14 protein-coding genes and 1 tRNA gene are annotated in these 16,471 nt (G+C 63.4%); 11 read left to right on the forward strand and 4 right to left on the reverse strand.

Annotated elements, in window-relative coordinates; all coding sequences use genetic code 11:
- Positions 1-185: 185 nt before the first annotated feature.
- Positions 186-260, forward strand: a tRNA-Gln gene (locus N7650_RS24645).
- A 303-nt stretch (positions 261-563) separates the two neighbouring features.
- Complete coding sequence (locus N7650_RS24650; RefSeq protein WP_009401478.1) at positions 564-2,270, forward strand: amidase; 1,707 nt, start codon at positions 564-566, stop codon at positions 2,268-2,270.
- A gap of 39 nt (positions 2,271-2,309) precedes the next feature.
- Here N7650_RS24650 and N7650_RS24655 read toward each other — a convergent pair whose 3' ends face one another.
- Positions 2,310-3,212 (reverse strand): universal stress protein, encoded by a 903-nt coding sequence (locus N7650_RS24655; protein ID WP_009401477.1) that lies wholly within the window; start codon positions 3,210-3,212, stop codon positions 2,310-2,312.
- Positions 3,213-3,331: 119 nt separating this feature from the next.
- Entirely contained in the window at positions 3,332-3,679 is a 348-nt protein-coding gene (locus tag N7650_RS24660; RefSeq protein ID WP_009401476.1) for a hypothetical protein, read from the reverse strand.
- A gap of 302 nt (positions 3,680-3,981) precedes the next feature.
- On the opposite strand from N7650_RS24660, the gene fdnG reads away from it, so the two are divergent.
- From fdnG to fdhE, 4 genes are read left to right on the forward strand one after another with little or no spacing between them, the layout of a single operon-like run.
- Positions 3,982-7,032: a formate dehydrogenase-N subunit alpha gene (fdnG, locus tag N7650_RS24665; protein ID WP_009401475.1), complete on the forward strand. Its 3,051-nt coding sequence runs from the start codon at positions 3,982-3,984 to the stop codon at positions 7,030-7,032.
- A 10-nt stretch (positions 7,033-7,042) separates the two neighbouring features.
- Entirely contained in the window at positions 7,043-7,936 is an 894-nt protein-coding gene (fdxH, locus tag N7650_RS24670) for a formate dehydrogenase subunit beta (protein WP_009401474.1), read from the forward strand.
- Positions 7,933-8,574 carry a formate dehydrogenase subunit gamma gene (locus tag N7650_RS24675; RefSeq protein WP_009401473.1) on the forward strand — a complete coding sequence of 214 codons (642 nt, stop codon included), beginning with the start codon at positions 7,933-7,935 and terminating at the stop codon, positions 8,572-8,574. Before fdxH ends, N7650_RS24675 begins: the two co-directional genes overlap by 4 nt.
- The gene (fdhE, locus tag N7650_RS24680) at positions 8,571-9,461 is read left to right on the forward strand and encodes a formate dehydrogenase accessory protein FdhE (RefSeq protein WP_009401472.1); all 891 of its coding nucleotides are present in this window, start codon (positions 8,571-8,573) and stop codon (positions 9,459-9,461) included. Before N7650_RS24675 ends, fdhE begins: the two co-directional genes overlap by 4 nt.
- Before the next feature lie 165 nt (positions 9,462-9,626).
- Here fdhE and N7650_RS24685 read toward each other — a convergent pair whose 3' ends face one another.
- Positions 9,627-10,547 carry a LysR substrate-binding domain-containing protein gene (locus N7650_RS24685; protein ID WP_009401471.1) on the reverse strand — a complete coding sequence of 307 codons (921 nt, stop codon included), beginning with the start codon at positions 10,545-10,547 and terminating at the stop codon, positions 9,627-9,629.
- Positions 10,548-10,740: 193 nt separating this feature from the next.
- Between N7650_RS24685 and N7650_RS24690 the strand changes: the two genes are divergently transcribed.
- From N7650_RS24690 to N7650_RS24705, 4 genes are all read left to right on the forward strand, one after another.
- Positions 10,741-11,490 (forward strand): SDR family NAD(P)-dependent oxidoreductase, encoded by a 750-nt coding sequence (locus N7650_RS24690; protein ID WP_009401470.1) that lies wholly within the window; start codon positions 10,741-10,743, stop codon positions 11,488-11,490.
- A 69-nt stretch (positions 11,491-11,559) separates the two neighbouring features.
- Positions 11,560-12,858, forward strand: a complete 1,299-nt coding sequence (locus N7650_RS24695) for an MFS transporter (protein ID WP_037060767.1) — start codon at positions 11,560-11,562, stop codon at positions 12,856-12,858.
- Between the two features lie 18 nt (positions 12,859-12,876).
- Positions 12,877-13,725, forward strand: coding sequence for a transketolase (locus tag N7650_RS24700; RefSeq protein ID WP_009401468.1), 849 nt, complete (start codon positions 12,877-12,879; stop codon positions 13,723-13,725).
- Positions 13,722-14,720 carry a transketolase family protein gene (locus N7650_RS24705; protein ID WP_279900441.1) on the forward strand — a complete coding sequence of 333 codons (999 nt, stop codon included), beginning with the start codon at positions 13,722-13,724 and terminating at the stop codon, positions 14,718-14,720. The genes N7650_RS24700 and N7650_RS24705 overlap by 4 nt, the downstream gene beginning before the upstream one ends.
- A 119-nt stretch (positions 14,721-14,839) precedes the next feature.
- On the opposite strand, the gene N7650_RS24710 is transcribed toward N7650_RS24705, so the two are convergent.
- Positions 14,840-15,280: a PACE efflux transporter gene (locus tag N7650_RS24710; protein ID WP_279900443.1), complete on the reverse strand. Its 441-nt coding sequence runs from the start codon at positions 15,278-15,280 to the stop codon at positions 14,840-14,842.
- Positions 15,281-15,393: 113 nt separating this feature from the next.
- Between N7650_RS24710 and N7650_RS24715 the strand changes: the two genes are divergently transcribed.
- Entirely contained in the window at positions 15,394-16,284 is an 891-nt protein-coding gene (locus N7650_RS24715; protein ID WP_279900445.1) for a LysR substrate-binding domain-containing protein, read from the forward strand.
- Positions 16,285-16,471: the final 187 nt, after the last annotated feature.

Below are 16,471 nucleotides of genomic sequence, written 5' to 3' on the forward strand. Positions count from 1 at the left end.
TTCAACACAGCAGCCAAGGGTTGGCGAGCACCTCACAAAACTAAGTAGCTGTTTAAAAAAGCTTTTCCCTGAAAAAAAACTTCCCAGGCGTAACAAATCTTGTTAAATTGCCGCCCATCCCGCGACGGACACTCAGTTGACCAGCAGCGGGATCTGCATTAGGACAAGCTTTTGTCCGTCGCAACAGGGGCGTCGCCAAGCGGTAAGGCAGCAGGTTTTGATCCTGCCATGCGTTGGTTCGAATCCAGCCGCCCCTGCCATTTTCTCTTCTAGTTCCTCCCTCCTCTCTTGATTCCGATGCCCAGGCATACGGCGATCGACTGTTCGTATTTTTCGACACACTCACAACGTACAGTGCGGCCTATCTGCTAAATCATTGGGTTTGCATCGCGCCCCATTCCCTTGTTGATCGCCAAGTGTTAAAAATATCACCCGCTTTAGGCCCAGCCGTTGTGTAAAGCCGCACAACGGGGTATCCAACGAGAAAACAATTTGAAAAGCGTGATGTCCCTGCGTGAGGGAATCCTCTTCCCTGTTACCTGTCAGCCACCGGAGCAAGCTGCATGATCGAGGTCACCGAAGTTTCCATTGCCCAACTGCGTGCCGCACTCGAGTCCGGCCAGACCACTGCGGTCGAGCTGGTCAAGGCCTACCTTGCCCGGATCGATGCCTACGACGGCGCAGACACTGCCACCGCGCTCAACGCGGTAGTCGTGCGCAATCCCGAGGCCCTGAAAGAAGCCGAAGCCTCCGATGCCCGTCGTGCCCGTGGCGAAACCCTCGGCCCGCTGGACGGTATTCCCTATACCGCCAAGGACAGCTACCTGGTCAAGGGTTTGACCGCCGCTTCCGGCAGCCCGGCCTTCGCTGAACTGGTGGCCTACCGTGACGCCTTCACCATCGAGCGCCTGCGTGCCGCCGGGGCGATCTGCCTGGGCAAGACCAATATGCCGCCCATGGCCAACGGCGGAATGCAGCGCGGTGTCTACGGCCGTGCGGAAAGCCCGTACAACGCCGCGTACCTGACCGCCCCGTTCGCTTCCGGCTCGTCCAACGGCGCCGGTACCGCCACTGCCGCCAGCTTCTCCGCCTTCGGCCTGGCCGAGGAAACCTGGTCGAGCGGTCGTGGCCCGGCATCGAACAACGGCCTGTGTGCCTATACCCCGTCCCGTGGGGTGATTTCGGTACGCGGCAACTGGCCGCTGACGCCGACCATGGACGTGGTGGTGCCTTATGCGCGGAGCATGGCCGACCTGCTGGAAGTGCTGGATGTCGTCGTTGCCGAAGACCCCGACACCCGCGGCGACCTGTGGCGCCTGCAGCCCTGGGTGCCGATCCCGAGCGTGGCCTCGGTACGCCCGGCGTCCTATGCCGATCTGGCGGTGGGCAGCAGCGCCCTGGCCGGCAAGCGCCTCGGCGTGCCGCGCATGTACATCAATGCCGATGAAGCCGCGGGCACTTCCGAGGCACCCGGGATCGGCGGCCCGACCGGCCAGCGCATCCACACCCGCGCCTCGGTGATCGAGTTGTGGAAGCAGGCACGCCAGGCCCTCGAAGCGGCTGGTGCCGAGGTGATCGAAACGGACTTCCCGCTGGTCTCCAACTGCGAGGGCGACCGTCCGGGCGCGCCGACCGTGTTCAATCGCGGCATCGTTTCCAAGGAGTTTCTCCATCATGAACTCTGGGACCTGACCGCCTGGGCCTTCGACGACTTCCTGCGGGCCAACGGCGATCCGAAGTTGAATCGCCTGGTGGATGTCGACGGGCCGAAGATCTTCCCGCACGACCCGGGCACCCTGCCCAACCGCGAAGGCGACCTTGCCGCCGGCATGGACGAATACGTGAAGATGGCCGAACGCGGCATCACCCCGTGGAACGAGATCCCGACCGTGCCGGACGGCCTGCGCGGCCTGGAGGCGACCCGCAAGCTGGACCTGGAAGACTGGATGGACGCGAACGGCCTGGACGCCGTGCTGTTCCCCACCGTGGCCGATGTCGGCCCGGCGGACGCCGACGTCAACCCGGAGTCGGCGGACATCGCCTGGAGCAACGGGGTCTGGGTCGCCAACGGCAACCTGGCGATCCGTCACCTGGGCGTGCCGACCGTTACCGTACCGATGGGCGTGATGGCCGATATCGGCATGCCGGTGGGCCTGACCTTCGCCGGCAAGGCCTATGACGATGCCAACCTGCTGAAGCTGGGTGCCGCGTTCGAGGCGACCGGCAACCGCCGGATGATCCCGCCGCGTACCCCGCCACTGCGCGGCTAAGGCCCGCTCCCGCAAGGTCATTTCTTGCGGGAGCCCCCTTCAATCCTCCGGCTCCCCGCGCACTGCCAGCACATTGCACGGCAGATGCTGCAGCACATGCTCGGTGGTACTGCCCAGCAGCCCCGCCGCCCCCCGGCGCTGGCTGCTGCCCATGACGATCACGTCGGCCCGATGCTGGCCTGCGTACTCGGCGATCGCCAGCGTCGCCGGCCCGCTGACGAAGTGCCGGTGGCTTTCCGGTACACCGTGGGCCTGGGCCAGGTGCTCGAAGGCCAATTGCGCCGAACGCCTGACTTCATGGTTGAATCCCGGCATGGTCACCGCACCCGCTCCGAAATCGGCGACCCGGGTCTGCGCCACGTCCCAGGCATGCAGCAGATGCAGTTCGGCCTCGCACTGGATCGCCAGGGCGCTGGCCTGCGCCATCACCCGCTGGTTGATCCGCGTGTGCTGGCTGTCCGGGTGCAGGGTATCCAGCGCGGCGATCACTACCCTGGGCAATGGGCAACGCAGATCGCTGACCAGGTGCAGCGGCGCCGTGCAGTCACGCAGCAACTGCCAGTCCGGCGGCGTGAGGAAAACCCGGCGCAAGGCCGATTCGTGATGCACATCTTTGATCACCAGGTCGGGCTGCATGTCTTCGACATGCTCGAGCATGTCGCGGATCACCTGCCGGCTCACCTGCACTTCGCAACTGACCTCCAGGCCGTCATGACGCAACTGCCCGGCCTCGTCGCGCAGCCAGGTCCAGGCGTCCCGCTCCATCGCCTGGCGCAGCGCCGTGCCCGCGGCCATGCGCCCGAGCAGGTCACCCTCTTCGAGAAACACCGCGATATGCAGGGCCGCGTCGGTGGCCCTGGCGATCGCCACTGCACGCTCCATGGCCGGGGTATGGCGCAGGGTTGGCGAGGCGATCATGAACAGGCGTTGATACGGGCTCATAAGACACCTCCTGGCGGGTTGTCCGTTTGCCGCGGAACGATCAACGCGCTCCGGCCAGGACGACCGAAGCGACGACACCGGCATGCCGCCGGTGTCGCAGCCTGAGTATAAGCCGGGGTTTACAGACAGGTAGCCAGAGCCGCCATACGGCGCCGGGCCAGGGCATCGTCCTTCTGCGCGTAGAACTTGATCACGCTGCCGCTGCCCGACGGCGAAATATCGGTGAAATACTCGCCACCCCGGGTCGAGACGGTGATGCCCTGGGCCGTACGCTCCAGGTAGCCGCTGGCATCCACGCCGAATACCGCCTCGTCCTGCCAGCTGAACTGCACGCATTCGGCGACCTTGGCTGCTTCTTTGGTCGAATTGATAATCCTGTCCGGCTGGCCGGAACGGGCTGTGTTCATCGCCGACGAGGCGCAGCCCGCCAGCAGGGTGGCGGCGAGCAAAGCCAGGGCACTACGCATGTTTCACCTCTTCGACGCAAAAAAGGAGCGACTTTAGCACTGCCACCGCCCGCCCCGAAAACCCTTGTTTTTTTGTGCCAATAGATGACGTCGATCAACTGATCGTCACACTCGATTAGTCACACAAAAGATATGGACATAGACTCCCCGCGAATGCGTTGCCCAGGCCCTCGAAAGAATGGGCCGGGCCGCCTTTCCTGCCTGCTTTGGCCTGAACACCACTGACCGATCCCGCCGCTTTGACCGGCGCGCACGCCTGTGCGCGGCTGTCGCGTCGGCCCGGCCGTAACAAGGAGATGATCATGGGACTGGGTAGACGACAGTTCTTCAAACTGTGCACCGTGGGCGCCGCCACCGCGACCTGTGCCACCCTGGGTTTTGCCCCGGGCATGGCGCAGGCGACCCAGTCGCGCCAGTACAAGCTGCTGCGGGCCAAGGAAACCCGCAACAACTGCACCTACTGCTCGGTGGGCTGCGGCCTGCTGATGTACAGCCTCGGCGACGGCGCGAAGAACGCCAAGGCGCGGATCTTCCATATCGAAGGCGACCCGGATCACCCGGTCAGCCGCGGCTCGCTGTGCCCCAAGGGCGCAGGCCTGGTGGACTACATCCATAGCGAACAGCGCCTGTTGTACCCCGAATACCGCGCCCCGGGCTCGGACAAATGGCAGCGGGTCAGCTGGGACTACGCCATCGAACGCATCGCCCGCCTGATGAAGGACGACCGCGACGCCAACTTCATCGAGAAGAACGCCAAGGGCACCACGGTCAACCGCTGGCTCAGCACCGGCATGCTCTGCTCCTCGGCGGCCAGCAGCGAAACCGGCTCCCTCGACCAGCGCTTCACCCGCGCCCTGGGTATCCTCGGCACCGACAGCCAGGCCCGGGTCTGCCATGCGCCGACCGTCGCGGCGCTGGCTCCGACCTTCGGCCGCGGCGCCATGACCAACAACTGGGTCGATATCAAGAACGCCAACGTGGTCATGATCATGGGTGGCAATCCCGCCGAAGCGCACCCGGTGGGCTTCAAGTGGGTGATCGAGGCGAAGATCCGCAACGGCGCCAAGGTCATCGTGGTAGACCCGCGCTTCAACCGCAGCGCCGCGGTGGCGGATATCTATTCGCCGATCCGCGCCGGCTCCGACGTGACCTTCCTGATGGGCATGGTCAACTGGCTGATCAGCCACGATAAGGTGCAGCACGAGTACGTGCGGGCCTACACCAACGCCAGCCTGATCGTGCGCGAGGACTACCGCTTCGACGAAGGCCTGTTCAGCGGCTACGACGCGGACAAGCGCAGTTACGATCGCGCCTCGTGGAACTACGAGTTGGACGAGAACGGCTTCGCCAGGCGCGACCCGAGCCTCGCCCACCCGCGCTGCGTGTGGAACCTGCTCAAGCAGCACGTCTCGCGCTATACGCCGGAGATGGTCAGCAAGGTCTGCGGCACCCCGCAGGACGACTTCCTGCAGATCTGCGCGATCATTGGCGAAACCAGCGCCCCGGACAAGACCGCCACCTTCCTCTACGCCCTCGGCTGGACCCACCACACCAACGGCGCGCAGATGATCCGCGGCGCGGGCATGCTCCAGTTGCTGCTGGGCAACATCGGCATGGCCGGCGGCGGCGTCAACGCCCTGCGCGGCCACTCCAACATCCAGGGCTATACCGACCTCGGCCTGCTCTCGCTGCGCCTGCCGGGCTACATGAACCTGCCGTCCGATGCGCAGACGGACCTTGCCACCTACCTCAAGCAGACCACCCCGAGCGCGGTGCAGGCCGACCAGGTCAACTACTACAAGAACACCCCGAAATTCTTCGTCAGCATGATGAAGAGCTTCTGGGGCGACAAGGCCACCAAGGACAACGATTGGGGCTTCGACTGGCTGCCGAAGTGGGACGACAGCTACGACGTCATCAACTTCACCAACCGCATGTACGAAGGCAAGGTCAACGGCTACATCGCCCAGGGCTTCAACCCGGTGGCGGCCTTCCCGGACAAGAACAAGGCCCAGGAGGCACTGGCGAAACTCAAGTTCCTGGTCATCATCGACCCGCTGGCCACCGAGACCTCGAGCTTCTGGAAGAACCACGGCGAGGAGCATGACGTCGATACCGCGGCGATCCAGACCGAAGTGTTCCGCCTGCCCTCCTCCTGCTTCGCCGAGGAAGACGGCTCCATCGTCAACTCCTCGCGCTGGCTGCAATGGCACTGGGCCGGCGCCGCGCCACCCGGCGAGGCCTGGCACGACGGCAAGATCCTCGGCCACCTGTTCATGAAGATCCGCGAACTGTACGAGAAGGAAGGCGGCGCCAACCCTGCGCCGATCCTCAACATGGCCTGGGACTACGCCGACCCGCGCGATCCCAAGCCCGAGGAAGTGGCCAAGGAGTCCAACGGCCGCGCCCTGGCCGACCTGCACGACGACCAGGGCAACCTGATCCTGCGCAAGGGCCAGTTGCTCAACGACTTCGGCCAGTTGCGCGACGATGGCAGCACGGTGTGCTTCAACTGGATCTTCGCCGGCTCCTGGACCGAACAGGGCAACCAGATGGCCCGCCGCGACAACACCGACGTGGGCCTGGGCAACACCCCTGGCTGGGCCTGGGCCTGGCCGCAGAACCGCCGCGTGCTCTACAACCGCGCCTCGGCGGACCCGGCGGGCAAGCCGTGGGACCCGGAACGCCAGTTGATCGCCTGGGACGGCGCGCGCTGGAGCGGCATCGACGTGCCCGACTTTGCCCCGACCATTGCCCCCGGCACCGCCACCAGCCCGTTCATCATGCTGCCCGAAGGCGTGGGCCGGCTGTTCTCGGTAGGTGCCCTCAACGACGGGCCGTTCCCCGAGCACTACGAGCCGACCGAAAGCCCGCTGGCGAGCAACCCGCTGCACCCGGGCGTGACCTACTGCCCGACCGCACGGATCTACCCGCACGACCGCTCACGGATGGGCAAGCGCGAGGACTTCCCCTACGTCGCCACCACCTACTCGATCACCGAGCTGTTCCGCCACTGGACCAAGCACTCGCGGCTCAACGCGATCATCCAGCCGGAGCAATTCATCGAGATCGGCGAAACGCTCGCGGCCGAGAAAGGCATCGCCCAGGGCGACCGGGTCAAGGTCAGCACCCAGCGCGGCTACATCAAGGCCAGGGCGGTGGTGACCAAGCGCATCCAGCGCCTGACCATCGACGGCCAGGCAGTGGACACCATCGGCATCCCCTGCCACTGGGGCTACGAAGGCAGCACGCGCAAGGGCTTCCTGGCCAACACCCTGACCCCGGGCGTCGGCGACTCCAATACCCACACGCCTGAATACAAGGCGTTTCTCGTGAACGTGGAAAAGGTCTGAGGGAGCATTCATGTCATACCAATCCCAGGACATCATCAAACGCTCGGCCACCAGCTCGCTGACCCCGCCACCGCAGGCACGCAACCACCAGGCCGAGGTCGCCAAGCTGATCGACGTGAGCATCTGCATCGGCTGCAAGGCCTGCCAGGTGGCGTGCAACGAATGGAACGACCTGCGCGACGAGGTCGGCCACAACGTCGGCGTCTACGACAACCCTGCCGACCTGTCGGCAGAAACCTGGACGCTGATGCGCTTCGACGAAGTACAGAACGAAAGCGGTCGCCTCGAATGGCTGATTCGCAAGGACGGCTGCATGCACTGTGCCGACCCGGGCTGCCTCAAGGCCTGCCCGCAGCCGGGCGCGATCATCCAGTACGCCAACGGCATCGTCGATTTCCAGTCCGAGCACTGCATCGGCTGCGGCTACTGCATCGCCGGCTGTCCGTTCGACGTGCCGCGGATCAGCCAGAAAGACAACAAGGCGTACAAATGCACGCTTTGCGTCGATCGCGTAGCCGTCGGCCAGGAGCCGGCCTGCGTCAAGACCTGCCCCACCGGCGCGATCAACTTCGGCGCCAAGAGCGAGATGCAGCACCTGGCGGCCGGGCGCGTCCAGGAGCTCAAGGGCCGCGGTTTCGCCGGAGCCGGCCTGTATGACCCGCAAGGCGTCGGCGGCACCCATGTGATGTACGTGCTGCAGCACGCCGACAAGCCGCACCTGTACCACAAGCTGCCCACCGACCCGCGCATCAGCGCTGCGGTGCAGGGCTGGAAAGGCTGGCTCAAGCCTGCGGCGGCTGTGGCCTTCTTCGCCACCCTGGCAGGAACGATGTTCCACTACGTCGGCGTCGGGCCAAACGAAGTGGACGAGGACGAGAAAAAAGACGAGGAGACCCACGCATGAACAAGGACAGGATGATCCTGCGCACGCGCTTCATCGAGCGCGCCAGCCACTGGCTGATGGTGATCTGCTTCCTGGCCGTCGCGCTGTCGGGGCTGTCGTGGTTCTTCCCCTCGCTCAACGGTCTAAATGGCGTCTTCGGCACACCGCAGATGGCCCGCATCCTCCACCCGTTCTTCGGCGTGGTGGTGTTCCTGCTGCTGATGTTCCTGTTCATCCGCTTCGTGCGCTACAACCTGCCGGAGCCGCAGGACCGCCTCTGGTTCAGGAACCTGCCCGGCGTACTTGCCGGCAAGCATGAACCGGCGCTGCAGATCGGCAAGTACAACGCCGGGCAGAAGGTCATGTTCTGGGGAATCATGGGCCTGATCAGCCTGCTGCTGGTCAGTGGCGTGGTGATCTGGCGGCCCTATTTCGCCCCGCTGTTTTCCATTCCTGCTATCCGCATCGGCCTGCTGGTACACGCCCTGGCCGGGGTCGGCCTGATCCTGCTGGTGATCGGGCATGCGTACCTGGCGTTCTGGGTCAAAGGCTCGATTCGCGGGATGGTCACCGGCTATGTCAGCCATCGCTGGGCCAAGGCCCACCATGGCCGCTGGTACCGGCAGATCAGTGCCCGGCAGGACGGGAAAAGCAAATGACCAGCAGTATTCGCATGACGCCGCAGGGGGCCGGGCAGGCGGCGGTCGGGGCTATCGCGCCGGTGTTGTTGCCGCCGCGCGAGGGCAATCATGCGCGGCGGGCGGCGCGCTTGCGGGAATTGGCGGTCAGGCATCCGATGGCGGACTACCTGGGCTTCGTCGCCGGAATCGTGGAAAGCCAGGAACTGTTGCTCACGCACAGGCCCCTGCCCCCGGCCTTGCTCGCCGGGCTGGCGGCATCGCTTGGTGCAACTGGCGCGCCGCTGGATTGCCGACGGCATGTGCGGCACGGGCACTGGCTGGTGCTGCTGCGCGGGCTTGGCGAAACCATCGAGCATCCGGCGCTGGAAGAACTGCTGCAGGAAGAGGACTGGCGACTCGAGGCCTACGCCGACTCCCTGCTGCGCGGGGACTTCCACGAGGTGCACAGTGGTGAAGCGCTGTTCATCTGGTCGGCACTATCGTTGTACTTCAGCCAGTTGGCGGCGCATCTGCCGGCGGTGGGCATCGTCCAGGGTGAAGAGCGGCAGTTCTGCCCGGTATGCGCCAGCGCACCGGTGGCGAGCAGCATCCTCACCGGCGCCCAGGCCGGATTGCGCTACCTGCATTGCGGTCTGTGCGAAAGTCGCTGGCATATGGTGCGGCTCAAGTGCAGCAACTGCGAAGCCACGGGCGGGCTGGATTACTGGTCGCTGGAGGATGCGAAGGCGCCGGTGAAGGCAGAAAGCTGTGGCGAATGCCGTAGTTACCTCAAGGTGTTCTACCCGGAGCACGAGCGCGGCCTCGAGGTGGTGGCGGACGACCTGGCGACACTGGGGCTGGATGCCGAGGTCGAGCGCCAGGGCTTCGGGCGCAGCGGGGTCAGTCCGTTCCTGTTTCCGGGGTGATCCAAAGCACGACGCGTACCCTGTGGGGGTTTACCCGCCACAGGGTACGCGTTGTGCTTTGGAGAAGGGTGCTATGCGTCCGCATATTTCTGCGACGCGGCAAGTAATTCTTGGTTGCTTCCTCCGAGCAGACTGGTTGCCTCATATTCGCCCTGACTGCCAACCTCAGTAGTTGAACACATGCCCTAACTGACCCTGCACCCACTCCAGGAAGTGCCGCACCCTGGACATCTCCGCGTGCCCCCTGGGGAACACCAGGTGGTGCGCGCTCACGGGGGTGGACAATTCGGCGGGGAATACCGGCACCAGGTCGCCGCGTTTGACATAGTCCTGGGACAGCAACGAGCTTTCCAGGGCAAAACCGAAGCCATGCCTGGCGGCCTCCAGGCTCATGTACGAGCGGTCGAAGCCCAGCGCGAACGGGGCTTGCGGAAGCGCCACGCCCTGCTGGGCGAACCACTGCGGCCACTGCACCAATGCCGCTTCGGAGAGGATGAGGTTCTGCCCGAGCAGATCGCTGGGTTGGCTGACGGGAATGCGCTCAAGAAGGCTGGGGGACGCGAGCACCGTGGCACGCTCGTGACGGATGGTGCGCACCTCCAGGCTTGGCCAGTCAGGGTAGCCGTGGCGGATGTCCACATCGATCTGATGGCGGCCGAAATGGAGTGTTTCATAGGAACACGACAGGTTGATCTGAATCTCCGGATGACAGCTGCGAAAGTGATCAAGGCGCGGCAGCAGCCAGAGCAGACCGAAGCTGGGCGCCGCATGCAGTCGCAGGCAATCGAAGCCCACGGCACTCCCCGCCCGCTCGGTGGCCAGCGCCAGGCTCTGCAGGATTCCGGAGATCTCCCGCTGGTACTGTTCGCCAGCGGGCGTCAGGGACATGCCGCGGGCTTCCCTGACAAACAGGGCACGGCCGATCAGCGCTTCCAGATTCGCAATCTGGTGGCTGACCGCCGAAGGGGTCAGGTTCAACTGTTCGGCCGCCTTGGCCACGTTTCCAAACCGCGCCACCTGCTCGAAGGCCTGAATCGATTTCAGCGGCGGTATCTGCTGCATTTTCCTGTTCGAGTCGCCGATCATTGCAAGCCCCGATTTCTGCGGATTGCACGCAATGCTATCGGAAACCGGAAAAAAATCCCCTGCCCACCCCTGAATTTTTTTCAGCATTAGTTGAATGGCGCTGCGTTGCTCGCCAAGCACCCCGGGTTGATTCTGACGCCATCGGTTCCCCGCGAACTGCCGCTCACAAAAACAATCAATCGGAGCACTCTTCATGCTACTCACTGGCAAAATCGCAATCGTCACCGGCGCCGCTTCTGCACGCGGCATCGGCCGCGCCACCGCGCAGCTGTTCGCAGACCATGGCGCCAAGGTGGCGATTTTCGATCTCGATGCGAACGCCGCAGCCGAAGCAGCTGCGGCCCTGGGCGAGGGTCATCTTGGCCTGAGCGCCAACGTTGCCGACGAAGCCCAGGTTCGTGACGCCGTGGCCGAGGTTCTGGCGCGCTTCGGCCGCATCGACGTTCTGGTCAACAACGCCGGCATTACCCAGCCGGTCAAGACCCTGGAGATTACCGGTGCGGACTACGACCGGATCCTCAACGTAAACCTGCGTGGCACGCTGCTGATGTCCCAGGCGGTCATTCCAGGCATGCGCAACCAAGGCGCCGGCAGCATCATCTGCATGTCCTCCGTTTCTGCGCAACGTGGCGGCGGCATCTTCGGCGGCCCTCACTACAGCGCTGCCAAGGCCGGCGTGCTGGGCCTCGGCAAGGCCATGGCGCGGGAGCTGGGCCCGCACAACGTCCGGGTCAACGCCATTACCCCGGGCCTGATCCACACCGATATCACTGGCGGGCTGATGCAGGATGAGCGACGTCACGCGATCATCGAAGGCATTCCCCTGGGGCGGCTCGGTGAAGCTCGCGACGTGGCCAATGCTGCCCTCTTCCTGGCCAGTGACCTGTCCAGCTACCTGACCGGTGTCACCCTGGACGTGAACGGTGGAATGCTGATCCACTGATTTCGATTGCGCTCTGTATCCGGGCCCGGCCAAGCCGGGCTCTCAATAACAACAAGAGATCAGATCGACATGACTACCTTAACGATGGATGCGCTTTCGGCTGCCCGCAGCAGCGCGTACCGCAAGACGGCCTGGCGCCTGATGCCCTTCCTGATGCTCTGCTACCTCTGTGCCTACCTGGACCGGGTCAACGTCGGCTTCGCAAAGCTGCAGATGATGGACGACCTGGCACTGTCCGAGGCTGTGTACGGACTCGGCGCCGGCATGTTCTTCATCGGCTACTTCCTCTGCGAAGTGCCCAGCAACATCATCCTGCACAAGGTCGGTGCCCGCCGCTGGATCGCCAGGATCATGATTACCTGGGGCATCATCTCGGCGCTGTTCGCCTTCGTCGAAACCGCCTGGCAGTTCTATGCGCTGCGCTTCCTGCTGGGCGTCGCCGAGGCCGGCCTGGCCCCCGGGCTGCTGCTGTATCTCACCTATTGGTTCCCCTCCTACCGCCGCGCCAAAATGACCGCGCTGTGGTTCATTGCCATCCCTCTGTCGGGGATGATCGGAGGCCCATTGTCGGGCTGGATCATGGAGCGCTTCGCCGGCGTTCATGGCTGGACGGGCTGGCAGTGGATGTTCGTGCTCGAGGCCATTCCAACCGTCGTGGTCGGCATTCTGGTGCTCAGCTATCTGAAGGATGGCGTCGACCAGGCCAACTGGCTCACGGACGAAGAAAAGGCCCTGGTCCGCCAGGAACTGGCCGAGGACGAGCAACACAAGGTCAAGCATGGCTCCATCGGCGACTTCATCAAGGATCGCCGCCTGTGGCTGCTGGCCGGCATCTACTTCTGCGTGGTAATGGGCCAGTACGCAATCACCTTCTGGCTCCCCACCCTGGTGCGCAACGCCGGAGTAAGCGAACCGCTGCATATCGGTCTGCTGACCAGCGTCCCGTACATGACCGCAATCGTTGCAATGCTGCTTGCCGGTCGAAGCGGCGACCGTCACCGCGAGCGGCGCTGGCACCTGGCGATTCCGATGCTGTTCGGTGCACTGGGCCTGAGCCTCGCCGCAGCGCTGAGCAGCAGCCTGACGCTGTCGATCCTCAGCCTGTGCCTGGCTGCGGCAGGCATTCTCTCGGCCTCGTCACTCTTCTGGATGCTGCCGACCACGCTGCTGGGCGGCGTATCGGCCGCGGCGGGCATCGCAGCCGTGAACAGCTTCGCCAACCTCGCAGGTTTCTGCTCGCCCTACCTGATCGGCTGGGTAACCACCACCCTGGGCAGCAATGCCGTGGGGATGTACCTGATCACCGCAGTGCTGGTGTTTGGCGCCTTCCTGGTGTCCCGGGTTCCCGCAAACCTGGTCAATCGTTGATTCAACAAGGAGTCTTTCATGACTGCTGTGCCTACGCATAACGAGGCGCCGTCGCTGGCAGCGCGCGCCCGCAATATTCGCCGCCATGCCCTGCGCATGGGACAAGTACAGGGCCAGGGCTATGTTGGCCAGGCACTCGGTGCCGCCGACCTGCTGGCCGTGTCCTATTTCCACGCGCTACGCCTGGATCCTTCGGATCCGGACTGGGAAGACAGGGACCGTTTCTATCTTTCCATCGGTCACTACGCCATTGCCCTCTACGCAGCCCTGATCGAAGCCGGCGTGATTCCGGAACAAGAACTGGAAACCTATGGTAGCGATGACAGCCGCCTGCCGATGTCAGGGATGGCTGCGTATACCCCTGGTATGGAAATCACCGGCGGCTCGCTGGGCCATGGACTGGGCATCGCCGTAGGCGCATGCCTGGGCCTGAAGCTCAAGGGCTCCTCCAGCTGGGTCTACAACCTGCTGTCGGACGGCGAACTCAACGAAGGCTCGACCTGGGAGGCGGTGATGTCGGCCAGCCACTGGAAACTGGACAACCTTATCGCCATCGTCGACGTGAACAACCAGCAGGCGGACGGGCACTCCAGCGAAGTGCTGGGTTTCGAGCCGATAGTGGAGCGCTGGGCGTCCTTCGGCTGGTATGTGCAGCGGGTCGACGGAAACAGCCTGGAACAGCTTGTCACCGCGTTCGACCAGGCGCGCGCGCATCAGGCCGCGCAACCTCGGGTGATCATCTGCGACACCCGCATGGGCAAAGGCGTGCCTTTCCTTGAGAACCGCGACAAGACCCACTTCATTCGGGTCGACGAAAACGAATGGGCACTCGCCCTGGAAGCCCTCGACGCCGGGAGCCAAGCATGAGCACTGAAATCGCCGCAAAGAAACGCCTAACGACGTCGGCCATGATCGCGTCCATCGCCGCTGAAGGCCAACCCACGAAACCGGCGCCCTTTGGTCACGCATTGGCCTCGTTGGCTGACGCGCGAAAAGACATCGTCGGCCTGAGCGCCGACCTGTCCAAATACACCGACCTGCACATCTTCGCCAAGGCACACCCCGAGCGCTTCTACCAGATGGGAATGGCCGAGCAACTGTTGATGAGTGCTGCTGCCGGCATGGCGCGCGAGGGTTTCACCCCCTTCGCCACCACCTACGCTGTGTTCGCCTCGCGCCGTGCCTACGACTTCATCTGCATGGCGATCGCCGAAGAAAACCTGAACGTGAAAATCGTCTGTGGCTTGCCTGGCCTGACCACTGGCTATGGCCCGAGCCATCAGGCCACGGATGACCTGGCCATCTTCCGCGCCATGCCCAACCTGATGATCGTGGATCCCTGCGACGCCCTGGAAATCGAACAGGCCGTACCGGCCATCGCAGCCCACCCAGGGCCTGTCTATATGCGCCTGCTGCGCGGCAACGTGCCCTTGGTGCTGGATCGCTACGATTACCGCTTCCAGATTGGCAAAGCCCAGGTGCTGCGCGGTGGTCGAGACGTTCTGCTGGTTTCCAGCGGCCTGATGACGATGCGTGCCCTCGAAGCGGCCGAGCAATTGCACAAGGACGGCGTCGATGTATCGGTACTGCACGTGCCAACCATCAAGCCGCTCGACGAGCAGACCATCCTGGCTGAAGCGCGCAAACCCGGACGGCTGGTGGTTACCGCGGAAAACCACTCGATCATCGGCGGCCTCGGGGAAGCCGTAGCGGGTTTACTGCTGCGTAATGGTGTCACCCCGACCTTCCGCCAGATCGCCCTGCCCGACGCCTTCCTGGATGCCGGAGCGCTTCCGACACTGCACGACCGCTACGGCATCTCGACCCAGGCGGTGGCTGCGCAGATCAAGGCCTGGCTGTAATGCTGGGTTCTGGAACAGGTTGACAGCGGTTCAATCCAAGGCCCGATGTAGTGCATCGGGCTTTTGTTTGTTTCAACGGTAGCGCTGAGGGTTCAAGGCCGCTGCTCGGCCGCAGAGAATCATGGATTAACCGAAGCCCCTTCCTTCGCGGACTCCGGTAGATCAAAAACGCGGTCGAAGCCCCACTGAAACGCCAGCGAGTAAAAGAAGAAGAACACGAACAAGCCCATATCGGTGACCAGTGCGGCCCACCAGGAAATCCCCAGCCACCCTGCCACCAGTGGCACCAACAACACGACCAGCCCTCCCTCGAAACCCAGCGAGTGGAGCAAACGCCTGCCCAATGTGCGAGCACGCTGCGGTTGGCGCGCTTCCCACCATTCAAACATGGAGTTGTACAGCACGTTCCACAGCAGCGCGCTTGCAGACAACATCACCGACAGCGCACCCGCATGAGCCAGACCGTTGCCGTATATCAACGCGATGCTGGGCGACAGCACCGTAATGGCGATGGATTCATAGAGGACGGCTTGAAGGATTTTTCTGGAAGGGCCTTGCATGGTGTACTCCGAAGATCGGGTAATTGAACACCAGGGACGGTATCTGCCCATGCCAACCAGGAAAAATGAGATAAATTGCCGGCACATCAATTCAATTCATCAGGGAACCCTGCGTGTTTTCGACTCTTCCACTCAACGCGCTGCGCACCTTCGAGGCGGCGGCGCGGCTGGGAAGTTTCAAGGCGGCCGCTGAGGAACTGTCAGTCACCCCGGCGGCCATTTCCCACCAGATCAGGACATTGGAAACCCACCTCGGAGCGCGGCTATTCAATCGCTCCGGACAAGGTGTGACAGTGACCGAAGAAGGCGAGTCGCTTTATCGCCAGACACATCGCGCCTTATCGGACATTCGCCGCAGCCTGGAGGCTTTCTATCCAGACACCGTTCAGCAAACCCTGACCATAACCACTACCCCGGGCTTCGCCGCAGCCTGGTTGATTCCGCGGCTGGGCAGCTTTTACAAGCGCTTTGGGCACTTCGATGTGCGGGTCGATACACGCAATGAACTCGTCGATCTACTGCGTGACTCCAGTATCGATGTCGCCATTCGCTCGGTCAGCCGTGACGACCCCAGGTTGTTCTCCCAAGCGCTCATGCACGAACGATTTTCCGCTTACGGTGCCCCGGACCTGGTCGCTTCGCTGAACCTGGAGCAGATCGAGCTGATCAACCTGCGCTGGAAAATTCCAGGCCCATTCTCGGTGAATTGGGAAAGCTGGTGTGCGGCGGCTGCTTGCCAGTCATGGCTTGAAACGGCGCAGATGCGTGAGTTCGATGATGAGCATTTTGCTTTAAGCGCCGCGATCGCCGGGCATGGACTGGTGCTGGCAAGCAATGTGCTGGTAGCTAACAGCCTCAGGCGCGGGGAGTTGGTGGCCTATAGGCCGGAAATAAGCCTGCCGGGTCCGCGGTATGTTGCTGCGTGCGTGCCGGGGAAGGAGCGGCAGGCGCATGTGAGTGCGTTCCTGAGGTGGCTGGTAGATGCGGCGTTAGAGGATGGATGAGCATACTTGGTTGTTGTCATGCGTATCGCGGCCATTCTTTAGGGGCGGCTATCGGCCAAAGGCGGACTCTCAGTACAACCCCCACCAAACTAATGATATTCCTACATTCTTGTTATTCTTGATCAGTTTTTACGCAGCGCGGGCCGTGTGGGCGCTCGCATGATGTTGCTATCGAGACACGCCTTGA

This window comes from Pseudomonas sp. GD04058, assembly GCF_029836855.1.
In the GTDB taxonomy this organism is placed as follows: Bacteria; Pseudomonadota; Gammaproteobacteria; order Pseudomonadales; family Pseudomonadaceae; genus Aquipseudomonas; species Aquipseudomonas bharatica.

What these genes read in the sequence shown, in the direction of transcription:
- N7650_RS24705 (WP_279900441.1), top strand. Translation starts at nt 13,722, where the DNA reads ATGAGCACTGAAATCGCCGCAAAGAAACGCCTAACGACGTCGGCCATG.
- fdhE (WP_009401472.1), top strand. Translation starts at nt 8,571, where the DNA reads ATGACCAGCAGTATTCGCATGACGCCGCAGGGGGCCGGGCAGGCGGCG.
- fdnG (WP_009401475.1), top strand. Translation starts at nt 3,982, where the DNA reads ATGGGACTGGGTAGACGACAGTTCTTCAAACTGTGCACCGTGGGCGCC.
- N7650_RS24675 (WP_009401473.1), top strand. Translation starts at nt 7,933, where the DNA reads ATGAACAAGGACAGGATGATCCTGCGCACGCGCTTCATCGAGCGCGCC.
- N7650_RS24655 (WP_009401477.1), bottom strand. Translation starts at nt 3,212, where the DNA reads ATGAGCCCGTATCAACGCCTGTTCATGATCGCCTCGCCAACCCTGCGC.
- N7650_RS24685 (WP_009401471.1), bottom strand. Translation starts at nt 10,547, where the DNA reads ATGATCGGCGACTCGAACAGGAAAATGCAGCAGATACCGCCGCTGAAA.
- N7650_RS24700 (WP_009401468.1), top strand. Translation starts at nt 12,877, where the DNA reads ATGACTGCTGTGCCTACGCATAACGAGGCGCCGTCGCTGGCAGCGCGC.
- N7650_RS24660 (WP_009401476.1), bottom strand. Translation starts at nt 3,679, where the DNA reads ATGCGTAGTGCCCTGGCTTTGCTCGCCGCCACCCTGCTGGCGGGCTGC.
- N7650_RS24710 (WP_279900443.1), bottom strand. Translation starts at nt 15,280, where the DNA reads ATGCAAGGCCCTTCCAGAAAAATCCTTCAAGCCGTCCTCTATGAATCC.
- N7650_RS24690 (WP_009401470.1), top strand. Translation starts at nt 10,741, where the DNA reads ATGCTACTCACTGGCAAAATCGCAATCGTCACCGGCGCCGCTTCTGCA.
- N7650_RS24650 (WP_009401478.1), top strand. Translation starts at nt 564, where the DNA reads ATGATCGAGGTCACCGAAGTTTCCATTGCCCAACTGCGTGCCGCACTC.
- fdxH (WP_009401474.1), top strand. Translation starts at nt 7,043, where the DNA reads ATGTCATACCAATCCCAGGACATCATCAAACGCTCGGCCACCAGCTCG.
- N7650_RS24695 (WP_037060767.1), top strand. Translation starts at nt 11,560, where the DNA reads ATGACTACCTTAACGATGGATGCGCTTTCGGCTGCCCGCAGCAGCGCG.